This is a genomic window from Mycobacterium sp. (assembly GCF_965229265.1).
Taxonomy (GTDB): domain Bacteria; phylum Actinomycetota; class Actinomycetes; order Mycobacteriales; family Mycobacteriaceae; genus Mycobacterium.
Genome location: NZ_CBDDIY010000012.1, coordinates 573237 through 589737, shown reverse-complemented (window position 1 = coordinate 589737; position 16501 = coordinate 573237). Strand labels below are relative to the sequence as shown.

Below are 16501 nucleotides of genomic sequence, written 5' to 3'. Positions count from 1 at the left end.
TCGCGGCGAAGCGGTGGCTGGTGATCGGCGGAAACGATTCGCGGTTCTCCCGCGTTGGTCAGCTAAGTCCAGCCGTTATTGCCGCGGTATGGGTGGCAAGGGAGGACGCCTCTCCGCACTGCCCATTACAGTGGACGACAGGTACGTGGTGACTACCGCTGTACCTAATCGTGATGGAGAGCAGGTAACCACCGATGTTCGAGAGATTTACCGACCGTGCCCGCAGGGTCGTCGTCCTGGCGCAAGAAGAAGCCCGGATGCTCAACCACAACTACATCGGGACCGAGCACATCCTCTTGGGACTCATCCATGAGGGCGAAGGCGTAGCGGCCAAGTCGCTGGAATCGCTGGGCATTTCCCTCGAAGGTGTCCGCAGCCAGGTCGAGGAGATCATCGGCCAGGGCCAGCAGGCGCCGTCCGGACACATCCCGTTCACCCCGCGCGCCAAGAAGGTGCTCGAGCTGAGCCTGCGTGAGGCGCTGCAACTCGGCCACAACTACATCGGGACCGAGCACATTCTGCTCGGGCTGATTCGGGAGGGCGAGGGTGTCGCGGCCCAGGTGCTGGTCAAGCTCGGTGCCGAACTGACCCGGGTTCGCCAGCAGGTCATCCAGTTGCTGAGCGGCTACCAGGGCAAGGAGACCGCGGAGGCCGGCACCGGCGGCCGCGGCGGCGAGTCCGGTAACCCGTCCACCTCGCTGGTGCTCGACCAGTTCGGCCGTAACCTGACCGCCGCTGCCATGGAAGGCAAGCTCGACCCGGTCATCGGCCGCGAGAAGGAAATCGAGCGGGTCATGCAGGTGCTGAGCCGGCGCACCAAGAACAACCCGGTGCTGATCGGCGAGCCCGGCGTCGGCAAGACCGCTGTCGTCGAGGGGCTGGCGCAGGCGATCGTGCACGGCGAGGTTCCCGAGACGCTGAAGGACAAGCAGCTCTACACCCTTGACCTCGGGTCGCTGGTGGCAGGCAGCCGTTACCGCGGTGATTTCGAGGAGCGCCTGAAGAAGGTGCTCAAGGAGATCAACACCCGCGGCGACATCATTCTGTTCATCGACGAGCTGCACACGCTCGTCGGTGCGGGTGCCGCCGAGGGCGCGATCGACGCGGCCTCGATCCTGAAGCCGAAGCTGGCCCGCGGTGAGCTGCAGACGATCGGTGCCACCACCCTCGATGAGTACCGCAAGTACATCGAGAAGGACGCCGCTCTGGAGCGCCGGTTCCAGCCGGTCCAGGTCGGCGAGCCGACCGTGGCGCACACCATCGAGATCCTCAAGGGTCTGCGCGACCGCTACGAGGCTCATCATCGGGTGTCGATCACCGACGCCGCGGTCGTCGCCGCCGCCACGCTGGCCGACCGTTACATCAACGACCGGTTCCTGCCGGACAAGGCGATCGACCTGATCGACGAGGCCGGCGCCCGGATGCGGATCCGCCGGATGACCGCTCCGCCAGATCTGCGCGAGTTCGACGAGAAGATCGCCGACGCCCGCCGGGAGAAGGAGAGCGCGATCGATGCGCAGGACTTCGAGAAGGCGGCATCCCTGCGGGATCGCGAGAAGCAGCTGGTCGCCCAGCGTGCCGAACGCGAGAAGCAGTGGCGCTCAGGTGATCTGGACGTCGTGGCCGAGGTCGACGACGAGCAGATCGCCGAGGTGCTGGGCAACTGGACCGGTATCCCCGTGTTCAAGCTGACCGAGGAGGAGACCACTCGGCTGCTGCGCATGGAGGACGAGCTGCACAAGCGGATCATCGGGCAAGAAGATGCCGTCCGTGCTGTGTCGAAGGCCATCCGCCGCACCCGCGCGGGTCTGAAGGATCCCAAGCGCCCGTCCGGTTCGTTCATCTTCGCCGGCCCGTCCGGTGTCGGTAAGACCGAGCTGTCAAAGGCGCTGGCGGAGTTCCTGTTCGGCGACGACGACGCGCTGATCCAGATCGACATGGGCGAATTCCACGACCGCTTCACCGCGTCGCGGCTCTTCGGTGCCCCGCCCGGATACGTCGGCTACGAGGAGGGCGGCCAGCTCACCGAGAAGGTCCGGCGCAAGCCGTTCTCGGTCGTGCTGTTCGACGAGATCGAGAAGGCGCACCAGGAGATCTACAACACCCTGTTGCAGGTCCTCGAGGACGGTCGTCTCACCGACGGCCAGGGTCGCACGGTCGACTTCAAGAACACCGTGCTGATCTTCACCTCGAACCTGGGCACCTCCGACATCTCCAAGGCGGTCGGACTGGGCTTCACCCAGGGCGGCGGCGAGAACAACTACGAGCGGATGAAGCAGAAGGTCAACGACGAGCTGAAGAAACACTTCCGCCCGGAGTTCCTCAACCGCATCGACGACATCATCGTGTTCCACCAGCTCACCAAGGACGAGATCATCCAGATGGTCGATCTCATGGTGGGCCGGGTGTCCAAGCAGTTGAAGGCCAAGGACATGACGATGGAGCTGACCGACCAGGCCAAGTCGCTGTTGGCCAAGCGCGGCTTCGATCCGGTCCTGGGTGCCCGGCCGTTGCGCCGCACCATCCAGCGTGAGATCGAGGACGCGCTCTCGGAGAAAATCCTCTTCGAGGAGGTCGGCCCCGGTCAGCTGGTGACGGTCGACGTGGAGAACTGGGACGGCGAAGGCGCCGGCGAGGACGCGAAGTTCACCTTCGCCGGTGGACCGAAGCGCGAGGAGACGGCCGAGCCGGACCTGGCCAGCGCAGGCACCGCCAGCGAGTAACGACAATGAGCGCACGGGCGGCTACCCTCTAGCGGGGTAGTCGCCCGTTTTGCGTTCACAGGAGGGTTCGCCGTGCTTGTTGTGACCACCAATGACATTCCGGGCTGGGAGATCCAGCGGGTGTGCGGCGAGGTGTTCGGCCTGACCGTCCGGTCGCGGAATGCGTTCTCCCAGATGGGTGCCGGGTTGAAGAGCATGTTCGGCGGCGAGCTGCAGGGCATGACGAAGAACCTCGCCGAGAGCCGCAACGAAGCCATGAACCGGTTGATGGCCGAGGCCCGCAACCGCGGGGGCAACGCCATCATCGGGATGCGTTTCGACACCACCGAAATCGGTGACGTGTGGACCGAACTGTGTGCGTACGGAACCGCCGTGCAGGCGATCCCGGTCACCGAGGCAGCCAAGTACACCGCCCAGCAGTTGGGCTACGGCGCCAGCTGAGTTCGCGCCGACTTCGTCCTGGCCGCCAGCAGCGCGAATCCGGCCAGCGTCACCGCACCGAGTACCGGCACCGCCAGCCGTGCGGCCCGGGGCGGCAGCACCAGTTCGAACAACGGGACTGGGTCCCCGACGCGCGCACCGATAGGTCCCAAGGGGCAGTCGCCGTGGTTGGCAGCCACCACCACGCCCTCGACGACGAGCGCAGTGACCGCCAGCGGCAACAGTTTTCCGCGCCGCCCGCGAACTGCGCACCACCACACGTACCCGATGGCCGTCGACATGCCGGCGCCGATCAGGCCGTGGGCCGTCCGCCAGGCGATCACCGCCGGCGTCAATTGCACCTGTGCGGCACCTCGAGAGCTCACTGCACGACCGTAGCGTTGACGGTCCTGCACAGCCGGCCATAGGCTCATGACGCAACCGACGAGCCGAGGAATCTGGTGAGAGTCCAGAACGGTCGCGCCACTGTCCACAGTCAGACCCAAAGCTCGTCACCCCTGAAGCGGGACGCGACATCCCGGAAAGGACCAACCATGACAGCTCCCGAGGCCCGCAAAGTCGGTGCCGTCGACCTCTCCGCCGCGAAGGCGGTGGTATGGCTGACCGCCACGGCGTTCCTGGCTCTGCTCGTTCTGTACTTCGTCGGCGTGGATCAGGGTGCGGTGTCGGTGTTCGGTGACGACATGCACGTGCACGAATTCGTGCACGACGCACGCCACCTTCTCGGTTTCCCCTGCCACTGATCCATGGAATCGCGAATCATCGCGCGCGGGCTGTTGGCCGGCGCGCTTGCAGGTGTGCTCGCGTTCGTGTTCGCCAGGATTTTCCTTGAGCCCGTGATCGATCGTGCGATCGGTTTCGAGGACGAGATGGCGCACATGCACGGGCAGCACGAGCACGGTGTCGAGCTGTTCAGCCGGGGCGTGCAGGGCACCATCGGCATGGGGTTCGGGGTGCTCGCTTTCGCGGTGGCGATGGGGGCACTGCTGGCGGTGGTGTTCTGCGTGGCCTACGGCCGCGTCGGCGATATCGCGCCCCGCCCGCTGGCGGCATTGCTGGCCGCGGGGATGCTGGTGTCGCTCTACCTCGTTCCGGCGCTGAAGTATCCGGCCAACCCGCCGGCGGCCAGCCTGGAGGAGACGATCCGGCAGCGCACGCTGCTGTATCTGCTGATGGCCGTGGTGTCGGCGGCGCTGTTCGTCGGCGCGGTCGTGGTGTACCGGAAGTCCGTTCCGCGCCTGGGCGGTTGGAACGCGACGCTGGTCGCGGCCGGTGCCTACATCGGGGCAGTGGCCGTCGTCATGCTGGTGTTGCCGACGATCGACGAGACACCGGAGGGTTTCCCGGCTGATGTGCTCTACGAGTTCCGGCTGTACTCGTTGGGCACCCAGGTCGTCATGTGGGTGACGATCGGGGCGGTGTTCGCCGCTCTGATGCACCGGCTGATCGGTACGCCGCAACGGTTCAGCATCCCGGCGTGAGCGAGGTCGTCCGGCTGACCCTGGTGTCGCACGCCATGACCGATGCCGTGGCAGCCGGGCGATTTCCCGCCGACGAACCCCTGAACGCGTTGGGCCGCAGGCAGATCGACGCCGTCGGCATCGACACTCCCGACGTCGTGCTGACCGCGCCGGAGACCCGGGCCCGCCAGACGGCCGAAGGGCTGGGTCTGGCGCCCGTGGTCGAGGCGCGGCTGGCCGATCTGGACTGTGGGAGCTGGCGTGGCCGCCGGCTCGACGAGCTGCCGCCGGACGAGCTGGCCCGGTGGTTGAGCGAGCCGGACAGCCACCCCCACGGTGGTGAATCGATCGTCGAGGTGATCGCCCGGGTGCGTGACTGGCTGGCCGGTGTCAGTGCGACCACGGGCCGCACGGTGGCGGTCACCCACCCCGCGGTGATCCGCGCGGCCCAGCTGACGGCACTGGATGCCCCACCGAAATCGTTCTGGCGCATCGACATTGCGCCGGCGAGCCGCACCACCCTGCACTTCCGCGGTTCCGGTTGGACGCTGCGGTCGGGCTTCGATCAGCGGTAGCGGGGCAGCAGGCCGAAGACCTGCTTGATGATCGTCATGACCCACCCGCCCGCGTTCGGGCTGTGGTAGCGCGGCCAATTGAGCTGGAAGCTGGCCACCCAGGCCTGCCCGGTGCGGTCCACCGCATACCAGCTGAACGTCAGATCGCCGGGCAGGTTGCCGGCCTTGGCGCCGATGTAGGGCCATTCGGTGCGGTCGAGATCGATGCCGGCGATCTCGGACATGACGTCCTTGACCGGCGCCGCCCGCCCGACGGCGTTGTGCTGCAGGCCGGCATGCACCCGGCAGATGTCCTCGGCGCTGCCGTACCACTCGGCGCCGTATGCCGAGCCGGGGGCGTGGGTGCGCTGCGGGTCCGGGTCATAGGGGCGGGAATCGGCTTCCCGCAACAGGACAGCGCGGCGCTGCGGGGTGGCGTCTTTCCATTGTTCCCGCACATCGGGGTTGCCCCAGCCGACCGCGAAGATCTCCCGCATCGTGGGGAACGGCGTCATGCTGGCCGGGTCGTGATGTCCGGCGCCCGCCAGGGCCTCTTCGATGGCGTGGGTGCCGAGGCGGCCGATCAGCAGGTCGGTGGCCATGTTGTCGCTGGTGGCGATCATCTTGCCGGCCGCCTCGCGCACGGTGATCTGCGTGCCGGGCGGCAGCTTGTCGAACCCTGAGGATCCGAGTTTCTTCGCCTCCGCGGTGATCGTCAGCTTGTCGTCCCAATTCAGGGTGCCCGCCGTCACGGCGGTCTCCACCGCGAACAGCACATAGGTCTTGAAAATCGAAGCGAGAGGCAGGGATTGAGCCGTATTGGTGCCGGCCACCTTCTCGCAGCGGCCGTCGTCGACCTTGGACACCTGCCACGAATACCGCGCGCCGGTGCGGCTTAGCGCCTCGTCGACGTCGCGCCACGAGTTGATCACCGGCTTCTCCGTGGTCACCTCGAAGCGGCGCACGAACGTGTCGTTGCCGGTACGCAGTTCGATGTCCTGACGCGCGCCATAGGAGGTGAGCAGGTGCAGGGTGGCCACGTTGGCGCCGATGTCCACCCCGGCCAGGGTGTAGGGGCGGTCCCACCACAACGAGTCCATCGCGGTGGCGATCGGATCCACCATGTCGGCTGCGGCCAGTGTCTTCACGCTGACCGGGCCGATGGGCCAGTCGGAATTCAGCATGTCCATGACCTGCTTGGCCCGCACCCCCTGCGGGGTGTTGGTCTCGATGCGGACACCCGCGCCGGCGTTGGCCGGCGGAGCGGGGGCAGGTGCGCAGCTGGTCGCCAGGGCCGCCGTGGATGTGATCGCGGTGGCCAGGGCCACCGCCTTACGGCGCACCCGGCGCGCGCTACGCCTCGGCGCCGGTCCCGGCAACGTCCAACACAACCTCGAACTCGAGCAGGTGGGCACCGGTGGCTACCGGGTTGGCGCGCTCACCGGCGTGGGCGTGGATAGCGGGGCCGGTGGCCCAGGCCTGGAAGGCCTCCTCGGACTCCCACTGGGTGACCACGAAGTAGCGGTCCTCGCCCTTGACCGGACGCAGCAATTGGAATCCGAGGAAGCCCGGCTGGTTCTCGACGGCGTGGGCGCGGTTGGCGAACCGCTTCTCCAGTTCGGGGCCGGCACCCGGCGGGATCTCGATTGCGTTGATCTTCACCACGGACATGGCGCAAGGCTACCGCGCGCGCCGGACATGGTGGCCGGCCGCGCAAGATGAACCGGTGGGATCCGAACTGCTGACGTATCGGGGCGGTAGCGGCCGCCCGCTGGTGCTGGTGCACGGTCTGATGGGACGCGGCAGCACCTGGTCGCGGCAGACGCCGTGGCTGGCCCGCTTCGGTGCCGTCTACACCTACGACGCGCCGTGGCATCGCGGCAGCGACGTCATCGGCCCGGAGCCGATCAGCACCGAGCGGTTCGTCGCCGACCTCGGCGACGCCGTCGCTGAACTGGGCCGGCCGACGGTGCTGATCGGGCATTCGATGGGGGGCCTGCACTCCTGGTGTCTGGCCGCTGCGTACCCCGATCTGGTCAGCGCGCTCGTCGTGGAGGACATGGCGCCGGACTTCGTCGGCCGTACCACCGGCGCCTGGGAGCCCTGGCTGCACGCCCTGCCCGCTGAATTCACCTCGGCGGAACAGGTTTTCGACGAGTTCGGCCCGATCGCCGGCCGCTACTTCCTGGAGGCGTTCGACCACAGCCCGACGGGCTGGCGCCTGCACGGCCCGCCGGGGCGGTGGATCGAGATCGCGGCGGAGTGGGGCACCCGCGACTACTGGCGGCAATGGGAATCGGGCCGGGCGCCGGTGTTGCTGGTCGAGGCCGGCGATTCGGTGACACCGCCTGGGCAGATGCGCCGGATGTGGGAGATGGCCGGGCCGCGGGCGGACTACGTCCGGATCCCGGGCGCCGGCCATCTCGTTCACGACGATGCGCCGCAGGCCTACCGGGGGGTGGTGGAGTCGTTCCTAGCGACGCTCCCCGAGGACGCCGGGTGACGGCCACGACGGATGCTCTTCGAACCGGGTGCGGATCGCGTCGAGATCGTGGTTGACGCGGCGTTCGTCGGCGTCGCGGTCGGCCCCGTCGGTGAACAGGTGGCCCACCAGCGGCGCTCTGACCCGGAACTGGCTGGTGTGCAGTCGCAGCGTGCCGTCGCGGTGGGCGACCGAGGCGATCGCGGCGACCACGCCGAACGGTGCGAGCAGGAGAATCGTGATCACGAGGAACACAAGGAATGCAGTCATGGCAGTAATTGTTTGTCGATGCATATCCCGCCAACAGTGGCAGTAATGACCGCTTAGGATAAGATTCTGCCATGCCCCTCAGAAGCGTCTCCGCCCTGGTTCTCGATGGCGTCGCGGTGTTCGAGTTCGGGGTCGTCTGCGAGGTGTTCGGCATCGACCGCAGCGCCGACGGAGTGCCCAACTTCGATTTCAAGGTCTGCGGCCCCGATGCCGGTGTCCCGCTGCGGGCCAGCGTGGGCGCCCAGATCGTGCCCGATCACGGGCTCGACGGCCTGGTGGGCGCCGACGTGGTGGCGGTGCCCGCGGTCACCGGACCGATCGAGGCGTACCCGCCCGAGGCGCTGGATGCCCTGCGGGCCGCCCACGCGGCGGGGTCGACGATCCTGACGGTGTGTTCGGGAGCGTTCGTCGCCGGTGAGGCGGGCCTGCTCGACGGGCGTCGATGTACGACGCATTGGATGCACGCCGCCGAACTCGCCCACCGGTATCCGACCGCCATCGTTGATCGCAACGTGCTCTTCGTCGACGACGGCGACCTGGTCACCAGCGCCGGCACCGCCGCGGGTATCGACGCCAGCCTGCACCTGGTGCGCCGCGAACTGGGCAGTGCGGTGACCAACATCATCGCGCGCCGGATGGTGGTGCCGCCCCAGCGTGACGGCGGTCAGCGTCAGTACATCGACCAGCCGATTCCGGCGCGCTGCTCGGAAGGGTTTGCGCCGCAACTAGATTGGATCCTGTCGAACCTGGACAAGCCGCATACCGTGGCGAGCCTGGCCCGGCGCGCCAACATGTCGGCACGTACCTTCGCCCGGCGCTTCGTCGACGAAGCCGGCACCACGCCCATGCAGTGGGTTACCGATCAGCGCGTGCTGTACGCGCGGCGGATGCTGGAGGAGACCGACCTGGACGTCGACCGCATCGCCGAACGGGCCGGCTTCGGCAATGCCACTCTGCTGCGCCACCACTTTCGCCGGATCGTTGGCGTCACACCCTCGGACTACCGGCGCCGATTCGCCCAGGCCTCCTGAAAGCCCGGCCGCTACGGCCGGGCCTCGCCGCCCTCGCCCGCCAGCGCGAAGCGGCCGTCTGCGGTCTGCTCCACCAACCCGTCGACCAACAGCGAGTCCAGCGCCCGGTCCCGCTGCCCGGGGTCGGTCAGCCACACCACGTCCAGCTGCGCGCGCAGCACCGGCGCCGAACTGCCCCGAAGCACGTCGAGCAGCCGGCCGCGCACTTGGCGATCGGTGCCCGCGTAGCGCTGCGCGGGCCGCGGCGCCGCGGTCGCCGGGGGAAACCCCGCCGTTCGCCAGGCGCACGCGCTCAACGGGCAGTTCCCACATTTCGGCGACCGCGCCGTGCACACCGTTGCACCGAGCTCCATCAGCGCGGCGCTGAACACCGGCGCAGATTCGTCGTCGGGGAGCAGTGCGGCGACATCAGCCAGATCGCGAACCGCCGACGGGTTGCCGGCGTCGGCCTGGCCGTGCGCGGCTCGGGCCACCACCCGGCGCACATTGGTGTCGACCACCGGCACCCGCTGCCGGTAGGCGAAGCAGGCCACCGCCCGGGCCGTGTAGGCGCCGACGCCGGGCAGGGTCAGCAGCGTGTCGACCGCGTCGGGCACCATATCGCCGTGCTCGGTCGCGATCACGACCGCGCACTCGTGTAACCGCTTGGCCCGCCGCGGATAGCCCAGCTTGCCCCAGGCCCGAAGCACGTCGGCCGCGCCGGCCGCCGCGGTGGCCGACGGGGTCGGCCACCGATCCACCCAGTCCAGCCAGATGGGCGCCACCCGGGCCACCGGGGTCTGCTGCAGCATGAATTCGCTGACCAGGATCTGCCATGCCGTCACCTGCGGCGCGCGCCACGGCAGGTCCCGGCGGGCATGGGAATACCACTGGACAAGCTCACCGGAATTAACGGTCATTGCGTGCCGGGGCGAACGGCAGGGCAGAATAGGGGCCATGCCGAACACCAGCCCCGTGACAGCTTGGAAGGCACTCAAAGAGGGTAACGAGCGATTCGTCGCCGGCCGCCCCGAGCATCCCAGCCAGAGCATCGAATACCGGGCCAGCCTGGCCGCCGAACAACGGCCGACCGCCGTCGTCTTCGGGTGCGCCGACAGCCGGGTGGCTGCCGAGATCATCTTCGACCAGGGCCTGGGTGACATGTTCGTGGTTCGCACCGCGGGCCACGTCATCGACTCCGCCGTGCTCGGCTCGGTCGAGTACGCCGTCAGCGTCCTCAACGTGCCGTTGATCGCGGTGCTCGGCCACGACAGCTGTGGTGCGGTCAAGGCGACGCTGTCCGCCCTCGACGACGGGGTGCTGCCCGGTGGCTACGTCCGTGACGTCGTCGAGCGGGTCACGCCCTCGATCCTGGTGGGCCGCCGGGAAGGCCTGACCCGCATCGACGAGTTCGAAGCCCGCCACGTGATCGAGACCGGAACGCAGCTGCTCGCCAGGTCGACCGCCATCGCAGAGCGGGTGGCGGACGGCAGCCTGGCGATCGTCGGGCTCACCTATCACCTCGCCGACGGCAAGGTCGCCCTGCGCGAACACCTCGGCGATATCGGCGAGTAATCACCTTTCCGGCCAGCGAACAAGGCGACACGCCGAGCTAGGTCGGACAACTACTGGTGAGCTGGCCTTACCGTTGAATCGTGCTGGATCTGGAACCGCGTGGACCGCTACCCTCGCAAATCTATTGGCGACGCCGTGGACTCGCGATAGGTATCGCGGCGGTCGTTCTGGCCATCATCGTCGGAGTGGCCTTCATCGTTTTCAGCGGCGGGTCGGACACCAAGAGCAGCGTCAAGACCACCGCCGCACAGCCGCAGAACCCCCAACCGGAGAACCGCGCACCCGTCGTCGCACCGCCCGCGGCGTCCACCCCGGCGGCGGCCACGCCGACTCCGACCGAGGCCGTCGTCCCCCCGCCGGTGCTCAAGGAGGGCGACGACTGCCCGGATTCGAATCTGGCGGTCAAGGGCATTACGAATGCGCCGCAGTACGCCATCGGTGACCAACCCAAATTCACCATGGTCGTCACCAACATCGGCTTGGTCGCCTGCAAGCGCGACGTCGGGGCGGCGGTACTGGCCGCCTACGTCTACTCGCTGGACAACAAGCGGCTGTGGTCCAACCTTGACTGCGCACCGTCCAACGAGACGCTGGTGAAGACCTTCAACCCCGGTGAGCAGGTGACCACCGAGGTGACCTGGACCGGCATGGGTTCCGCGCCGCAGTGCCCACTGCCGCGTCAACCGATCGGCCCGGGCACCTACAACCTGGTCGTCCAGCTGGGCAACCTGCGCTCGGCACCGGTGCCGTTCATCCTCGCCGACGCACCTCCGCCGGGGGCCGTGCCGCCTGCCGACCAGGCACCCGCGGTGGCACCGGCCGAGGCGCCGGCCCCAGCCCCGGCCGGATAATCGTCCGGCCGTCTAGACCAGCCGGTCGGCGATCGTCGACTCGGCCAGCTGCGACAAGCCTTCCCGCACGTGTCGCGCCCACATGGCGCCGATGCCCTCCACGGACTGCAGATCGGTGGCGCTGGCCGCCAGCAGGCCCTGTAGCGAACCGAAACGGCGAACCAGCAGGTCCACATGGGCGAACTGCAGGCGCGGAATACCGGCCATCGCGCGGTAGCCCCGGGCGCTGAGCGCCGAATCCTGCGCCTCGGAGGTGGAGGGGTAGCCAAACACCCGCGACAACGCGGTGAAGTCGAGCAGCTCGGTGTCGGAAAGGGAGTCCAGTTCGGCCAGCGTCGCGGCGACCTGGGACTTGGCCGGCGGATCCGGGTTGGCGTGGTAGTCGCGCACGATCAGCTCCCGGGCGGTGTCGTTGCCGCCGAGCAGCTCCTCGAGTTGGAGCCGCAACTGCCGGCCGTCGGTGCCGAGTTCGACTGCGTCGTAGTCGATTTCAAGGCCGATGCGCCGGACCATCTCCAGCCGTTGCACCACGGTCATCACGTCGCGCAACGTGACGAAGTCCTCGATCTCGGCGGTGGACAGCTGCCGGGAGACCTCGTCGAGCCGAGCCTTGTAGCGCTCCAGGGTCGCGATCGCCTGATTGGCCCGCGACAAGATGGTGGCCGAATCGGCGACGACGTGACGTTCGCCGGCGACGTAGACGGTGACGATGTTCATCGAGTGACTGACCGAGATCACCGGGTATCCGGTTTGGATCGCGGTGCGCTCGGCCGAGCGGTGCCGCGTCCCGGATTCGTCGGTGGGGATCGTCGGGTCGGGTACCAGCTGGACGTTGGCGCGGACGATCCGGCTGCCGTCGGTGGACAGCACGACCGCGCCGTCCATCTTCGACAGCTCCCGCAGCCGGGTCGGCGCGAAACGCACATCCAGCGAGAACCCGCCGTCACAGATCGTCTCGACCCGCTCGTCGTAGCCCAGCAGGATGAGTGCCCCGGTGCGGCCGCGCAGGATGCGTTCCAGGCCATCGCGCAGGGCGGTGCCCGGCGCCAGCCGCCCGATGGTTTCGCGCAGCGTGGCGGTCGTCGGCGGGCCGGAGCCGTTCGTCCGGTTCACGATGCTCACAGCCCCCTATTGTCCATTGCGTCCAGGTCGTTACTCGACCCGTCCCGGCGGAACCGCGCGACGGGCCGGGTGAACCGGGTTTCGGTCAACGACAGCATGGTGCGCAGGGCGTCGTTGATGGTGGCGGATTCCAGGGCCCGCAGGCCTTTGGGCGCCGGTCCGCTGCCTACCGGCACCAGGGCGGTGGTGAATCCGAGCCGCGCCGCCTCGGCGAGGCGGCGGTCCATGCCGGTGACGCGCCGCAGATCGCCGGCCAGCCCGACCTCCCCGATGACGACGGTGGTGTTGGGCATCGGACGATCCGCGGCCGCCGAGGCCATTGCCATCGCGACCGCCAGATCCGACGACGGGTCGGTCAGGCGCATTCCGCCGACGGTGGACAGGTAGATGTCCATTGCGCTGATCGGCAACCCGGCCCGCTTCTCCACCACGGCGGTGATCATCGCCGCACGGGCATGATCGACGCCGCTGACCGCGCGCCGCGGCGATCCCTGGTGGGTCGCGGCCGACAGCAGCGCCTGGACCTCACCGATCAGCGGCCGCTTGCCGTCCAGCGTCACCGTGACCGCGGTGCCGGGCACCGGCGCCGGGCGTTCGTCGCGGAACAACCCGGACGGATCCGCCACCCCTTCGATTCCGTTGTCGTGCAACAGGAAACAGCCCACCTCGTCGGCGGGGCCGAACCGGTTCTTGACGCCGCGGACCATGCGAAGCGCCGAATTGCGGTCACCTTCGAAGTGCAGGACCACGTCGACCAGATGCTCCAACGAGCGTGGTCCGGCGATCGCCCCGTCCTTGGTGACGTGGCCGACCAGTACCAGCGCGACACCGGTGGACTTGGCGGCTGCGGTGAGTGCCGAGGTCACCGCCCGCACCTGCGTCACCCCGCCCACCACTCCGTCGGTGTCCCCGGCGGTCATCGTCTGCACCGAGTCGACCACCACGAGAGTGGGCTGCACCGCCTCGACGTGGCCCAGCACGGTGTGCACGTCGGACTCGGCGGCCAGGAACACCTCGTCGTGGGTGCAGCCGGTGCGTTCGGCGCGCATCCGGATCTGGCCGGCCGATTCCTCGCCGGAGACGTACAACGCCCGCCGGCCGGCTTGCGCCCAGCGATGCACCACCTCCAGCAGCAGGGTCGACTTGCCCACGCCGGGATCGCCGGCGAGCAGGGTGACCGAGCCGGGCACCACACCGCCGCCGAGCACCCGGTCGAGTTCGTTCACCCCGGTGGGGAAGTGGCGGGTTCGGGCCGGGTCGATGGAACTGATCGGCACCGCGGGGGTGGACGGCACGATGGTGCGGGACGAGCCGCCACCGGTGGCGGCCACGGCCACCTCGTCGAGGGTGCCCCACGTGCCGCACTCAGGACAGCGACCAACCCACTTTGCGGCGACGTGACGGCACTCCGAACAGCGGTACTGCGAGCGTGCCTTGGCCACCCCGTGACGCTAGCGGGTGGGTATGACAGCTACGGGTATCGACCCCGTGTCAGTGCTACGAATGGCCGCCGGCCGGATCGCCGTCCTGCCGCGGCGCCCCGCCGGCCGAGATCGGCACGGCGACGCTGGCCTGACCGGCCTTGTCGAAGTCGAACGTAAAGGTGTAAGTCAGCCCGTTGGTGATCGGCTGGCTCAGGGTCACCTCGGCCTTGGTCGGCTGCGCGCTGCCCAGCGGGGTCGCATCGGCCTGCCCGTCGGCGCTGCCGACGATCAGTGAGGTACCGGCCGGGATGGCGGTATCGCCGGTCACCGCAACCGAACCGATGTCGGAGCTGATGCTGACCAGCTTGTCGTTGATGTCGGCGGAGGTGTTGGCCGCCACGAAGATCAGCTCGACGGTCCGCCCCGGCTGCAGGTAATCGCCGGTCTGCACGGCCTGCAGGTGCACGTTGCGCAGGGCGATGTTCTGGATATTCGCCGTGGAACCGTTGACGGCCGACTCCTGGTCAGCGGTCTGGGAGATCTGGCCCGAACCGCAGCCGGTCAGGACCAGCCCACAGGCGGCCAGGCCGGCGGATGCGGCCACGAGGCGATTCGTCAAGCGGTTCACAGCAGCCTCCTGCTTGGCCCTTGCGGTCGGCGCGATCACCGCCGCGGTTCGACTATGCAGAGTAGTAGGTAGCCGGGCCGGGCGGTAGCTGAGGGTTGCCCGACCGGGCGGCCGAGGTCAGAATGGGGGCCTCCGGGCGGCGTCCGGAGGGCCCCACGTTGCACGCTTTCGTCACCCTGTCAACCCCCACTCTTCACCCACGGTGCCCCTGACCTGCATTGTTGTTCCGCGCGCTATCGGCCACCGTGCTAGTATTGGGTTGTGAAAGGGGCTCGAAACTGATGATTTTTAAGGTCGGAGACACCGTTGTCTATCCACACCACGGTGCTGCATTGATCGAAGCGATCGAAACCCGGACCATCAAAGGCGAACAGAAGGAATACCTCGTCTTGAAGGTCGCCCAGGGAGACCTGACCGTTCGAGTTCCGGCGGAGAACGCCGAATACGTGGGTGTCCGTGACGTTGTCGGGCAGGAGGGCTTGGACAAGGTCTTCCAGGTTCTGCGCGCTCCGCACACCGAGGAGCCCACCAACTGGTCGCGCCGCTACAAGGCCAATCTCGAGAAGCTGGCCTCCGGTGACGTGAACAAAGTCGCCGAGGTCGTCCGTGACCTGTGGCGCCGGGATCAGGAACGCGGTCTTTCCGCGGGCGAGAAGCGGATGCTGGCTAAGGCCCGCCAGATCCTGGTCGGCGAGCTGGCTCTGGCCGAGAACACCGATGACGCCAAGGCCGAGATCATTCTCGACGAGGTGCTGGCCGCCGCCTCCTGACTGCCCTGAGGGGATAAGTGTCAGAAACGGTCGCCGTCGTCACGGCCGCTGGTTCCGGTGAGCGGTTGGGCGCGGGAATCCCGAAAGCCTTCGTTGACCTCGGCGGCCTAACCATGTTGGAACGTGCTGTCGACGGACTGCTCGCCGCCGGCGTTGTCGATCGAGTGATCGTCGCAGCGCCGGCCGAGCGGGTCGACGAAGCCGCATCGCTGCTCGACGGTCGCGCCACCGTCGTTGCGGGCGGACCGGAACGTCCCGAAACCGTCCGCCGGGCCCTCGACGCGATCGGATATCCCGAATTCGTGCTGGTCCACGACGCCGCCCGCCCCTTGACGCCGGTGGCGCAGATCAAGCGGGTGGTTACCGCGTTGCGGGACGGACTGCGTGCCGTCATCCCGGTCCTGCCGGTCACCGACACCATCAAGGCCGTCGACGCCAATGGAGTGGTGCTGGGCACCCCCGAGCGGTCCGGGCTACGGGCCGTGCAGACCCCGCAGGGCTTCGAGACAGCGCTGCTGCGCCACGCCTACCAGCGGGCTGCCGGCGCGGTCGTCACCGATGACGCCTCCCTGGTGGAGTACCTGGGCACCCCGGTGCACACCGTCGAAGGTGACACCATGGCCTTCAAGATCACCACGCCGCTGGATCTGCGGCTGGCCCGCGCCCTGCTGAGCCCGTGACGCTTCCCCGGGTCGGGCTGGGCACCGACGTTCATCCCATCGAGGCCGGCCGGCCATGCTGGCTGCTGGGTCTGTTGTTCGACAGCGCCGACGGCTGCTCGGGCCACTCCGATGGCGATGTCGCGATCCATGCGCTGTGCGACGCGCTGCTCTCGGCCGCCGGTTTGGGGGATCTTGGTTCGGTGTTCGGGGTCGACCAGCCGCAGTGGCGCGGAGTCACCGGCGCACAGATGCTGTCCCACGTTCGTGCGCTGCTCGACGCGGGAGGTTTCACCGTCGGAAACGCGGTGGTCCAGGTGATCGCCAACCGGCCGCGGGTCGGGCCGCGTCGGCTGGAGGCTCAGCAGGTGCTGTCCGATCTGCTGGGAGCCCCGGTATCGGTGTCGGCGACCACGACCGACGGCCTCGGTCTGACCGGCCGTGGTGAGGGGATGGCGGCCGTCGCCACCGCTTTGGTAGTACCAGGTTCCGCCTCGGTGCCAAAGAACCCCGAATAGGCCGGTAAGCTGGC

General features: G+C 68.3%; 20 protein-coding genes. 12 read left to right on the top strand and 8 right to left on the bottom strand.

Annotated features, from left to right (window positions below):
- Positions 1 to 194: 194 nt before the first annotated feature.
- Both clpC1 and ADBZ9K_RS20565 read left to right on the top strand, forming a co-directional pair.
- Positions 195 to 2723 (top strand): ATP-dependent protease ATP-binding subunit ClpC, encoded by a 2529-nt coding sequence (gene clpC1, locus ADBZ9K_RS20570; protein ID WP_526623708.1) that lies wholly within the window; start codon positions 195 to 197, stop codon positions 2721 to 2723.
- 72 nt (positions 2724 to 2795) lie between these two features.
- Positions 2796 to 3164, top strand: coding sequence for a YbjQ family protein (locus ADBZ9K_RS20565; RefSeq protein ID WP_526623707.1), 369 nt, complete (start codon positions 2796 to 2798; stop codon positions 3162 to 3164).
- On the opposite strand, the gene ADBZ9K_RS20560 is transcribed toward ADBZ9K_RS20565, so the two are convergent.
- The gene (locus ADBZ9K_RS20560) at positions 3149 to 3529 is read right to left on the bottom strand and encodes a hypothetical protein (RefSeq protein ID WP_526623705.1); all 381 of its coding nucleotides are present in this window, start codon (positions 3527 to 3529) and stop codon (positions 3149 to 3151) included. The two genes, ADBZ9K_RS20565 and ADBZ9K_RS20560, sit on opposite strands and share 16 nt — an antisense overlap.
- A gap of 168 nt (positions 3530 to 3697) precedes the next feature.
- On the opposite strand from ADBZ9K_RS20560, the gene ADBZ9K_RS20555 reads away from it, so the two are divergent.
- Genes ADBZ9K_RS20555 through ADBZ9K_RS20545 form a run of 3 tightly spaced genes read left to right on the top strand, consistent with a single transcriptional unit; the run spans position 3698 to position 5199 of the window.
- Positions 3698 to 3907 carry a CbtB domain-containing protein gene (locus ADBZ9K_RS20555; RefSeq protein WP_526623703.1) on the top strand — a complete coding sequence of 70 codons (210 nt, stop codon included), beginning with the start codon at positions 3698 to 3700 and terminating at the stop codon, positions 3905 to 3907.
- A 3-nt stretch (positions 3908 to 3910) separates the two neighbouring features.
- The gene (locus tag ADBZ9K_RS20550; RefSeq protein ID WP_526623701.1) at positions 3911 to 4645 is read left to right on the top strand and encodes a CbtA family protein; all 735 of its coding nucleotides are present in this window, start codon (positions 3911 to 3913) and stop codon (positions 4643 to 4645) included.
- A complete protein-coding gene (locus ADBZ9K_RS20545) occupies positions 4642 to 5199 on the top strand; it encodes a histidine phosphatase family protein (RefSeq protein WP_526623700.1) in 558 nt (185 codons plus the stop codon). The genes ADBZ9K_RS20550 and ADBZ9K_RS20545 overlap by 4 nt, the downstream gene beginning before the upstream one ends.
- On the opposite strand, the gene ADBZ9K_RS20540 is transcribed toward ADBZ9K_RS20545, so the two are convergent.
- Together ADBZ9K_RS20540 and mhuD are read right to left on the bottom strand one after the other, a co-directional pair.
- On the bottom strand, positions 5190 to 6557 hold the full coding sequence (locus ADBZ9K_RS20540; RefSeq protein WP_526623698.1) for a serine hydrolase: 1368 nt from the start codon (positions 6555 to 6557) through the stop codon (positions 5190 to 5192). The genes ADBZ9K_RS20545 and ADBZ9K_RS20540 overlap by 10 nt on opposite strands.
- Positions 6532 to 6849 carry a mycobilin-forming heme oxygenase MhuD gene (mhuD, locus tag ADBZ9K_RS20535; protein ID WP_526623696.1) on the bottom strand — a complete coding sequence of 106 codons (318 nt, stop codon included), beginning with the start codon at positions 6847 to 6849 and terminating at the stop codon, positions 6532 to 6534. The genes ADBZ9K_RS20540 and mhuD overlap by 26 nt, the downstream gene beginning before the upstream one ends.
- Before the next feature lie 121 nt (positions 6850 to 6970).
- Between mhuD and ADBZ9K_RS20530 the strand changes: the two genes are divergently transcribed.
- Positions 6971 to 7681: an alpha/beta fold hydrolase gene (locus ADBZ9K_RS20530; protein ID WP_526624270.1), complete on the top strand. Its 711-nt coding sequence runs from the start codon at positions 6971 to 6973 to the stop codon at positions 7679 to 7681.
- Here the strand turns inward: ADBZ9K_RS20530 and ADBZ9K_RS20525 are convergent.
- Positions 7652 to 7930 (bottom strand): hypothetical protein, encoded by a 279-nt coding sequence (locus ADBZ9K_RS20525; protein ID WP_526623694.1) that lies wholly within the window; start codon positions 7928 to 7930, stop codon positions 7652 to 7654. The two genes, ADBZ9K_RS20530 and ADBZ9K_RS20525, sit on opposite strands and share 30 nt — an antisense overlap.
- Before the next feature lie 71 nt (positions 7931 to 8001).
- Between ADBZ9K_RS20525 and ADBZ9K_RS20520 the strand changes: the two genes are divergently transcribed.
- Positions 8002 to 8961 carry a GlxA family transcriptional regulator gene (locus tag ADBZ9K_RS20520; RefSeq protein WP_526623692.1) on the top strand — a complete coding sequence of 320 codons (960 nt, stop codon included), beginning with the start codon at positions 8002 to 8004 and terminating at the stop codon, positions 8959 to 8961.
- 11 nt (positions 8962 to 8972) lie between these two features.
- Here ADBZ9K_RS20520 and ADBZ9K_RS20515 read toward each other — a convergent pair whose 3' ends face one another.
- Complete coding sequence (locus ADBZ9K_RS20515) at positions 8973 to 9860, bottom strand: iron-sulfur binding domain-containing protein (RefSeq protein WP_526623690.1); 888 nt, start codon at positions 9858 to 9860, stop codon at positions 8973 to 8975.
- A 37-nt stretch (positions 9861 to 9897) separates the two neighbouring features.
- On the opposite strand from ADBZ9K_RS20515, the gene ADBZ9K_RS20510 reads away from it, so the two are divergent.
- Entirely contained in the window at positions 9898 to 10515 is a 618-nt protein-coding gene (locus tag ADBZ9K_RS20510; protein WP_526623688.1) for a carbonic anhydrase, read from the top strand.
- Between the two features lie 80 nt (positions 10516 to 10595).
- Complete coding sequence (locus ADBZ9K_RS20505) at positions 10596 to 11366, top strand: hypothetical protein (protein ID WP_526623686.1); 771 nt, start codon at positions 10596 to 10598, stop codon at positions 11364 to 11366.
- Positions 11367 to 11378: 12 nt separating this feature from the next.
- Here the strand turns inward: ADBZ9K_RS20505 and disA are convergent, their stop codons facing one another.
- From disA to ADBZ9K_RS20490, 3 genes are read right to left on the bottom strand one after another with little or no spacing between them, the layout of a single operon-like run.
- Positions 11379 to 12479 carry a DNA integrity scanning diadenylate cyclase DisA gene (gene disA / locus ADBZ9K_RS20500; protein ID WP_526624269.1) on the bottom strand — a complete coding sequence of 367 codons (1101 nt, stop codon included), beginning with the start codon at positions 12477 to 12479 and terminating at the stop codon, positions 11379 to 11381.
- Positions 12480 to 12484: 5 nt separating this feature from the next.
- A complete protein-coding gene (radA, locus tag ADBZ9K_RS20495; protein ID WP_526623684.1) occupies positions 12485 to 13930 on the bottom strand; it encodes a DNA repair protein RadA in 1446 nt (481 codons plus the stop codon).
- A gap of 55 nt (positions 13931 to 13985) precedes the next feature.
- The gene (locus ADBZ9K_RS20490; protein WP_526623682.1) at positions 13986 to 14540 is read right to left on the bottom strand and encodes a copper chaperone PCu(A)C domain-containing protein; all 555 of its coding nucleotides are present in this window, start codon (positions 14538 to 14540) and stop codon (positions 13986 to 13988) included.
- 281 nt (positions 14541 to 14821) lie between these two features.
- Between ADBZ9K_RS20490 and carD the strand changes: the two genes are divergently transcribed.
- The 3 genes from carD to ispF are packed head-to-tail and all read left to right on the top strand — an operon-like array spanning position 14822 to position 16487.
- A complete protein-coding gene (gene carD, locus ADBZ9K_RS20485) occupies positions 14822 to 15310 on the top strand; it encodes an RNA polymerase-binding transcription factor CarD (RefSeq protein WP_108052422.1) in 489 nt (162 codons plus the stop codon).
- A 17-nt stretch (positions 15311 to 15327) separates the two neighbouring features.
- Positions 15328 to 15990 carry a 2-C-methyl-D-erythritol 4-phosphate cytidylyltransferase gene (gene ispD, locus ADBZ9K_RS20480; protein WP_526623679.1) on the top strand — a complete coding sequence of 221 codons (663 nt, stop codon included), beginning with the start codon at positions 15328 to 15330 and terminating at the stop codon, positions 15988 to 15990.
- Complete coding sequence (ispF, locus tag ADBZ9K_RS20475) at positions 15987 to 16487, top strand: 2-C-methyl-D-erythritol 2,4-cyclodiphosphate synthase (protein ID WP_526623677.1); 501 nt, start codon at positions 15987 to 15989, stop codon at positions 16485 to 16487. The genes ispD and ispF overlap by 4 nt, the downstream gene beginning before the upstream one ends.
- Positions 16488 to 16501: the final 14 nt, after the last annotated feature.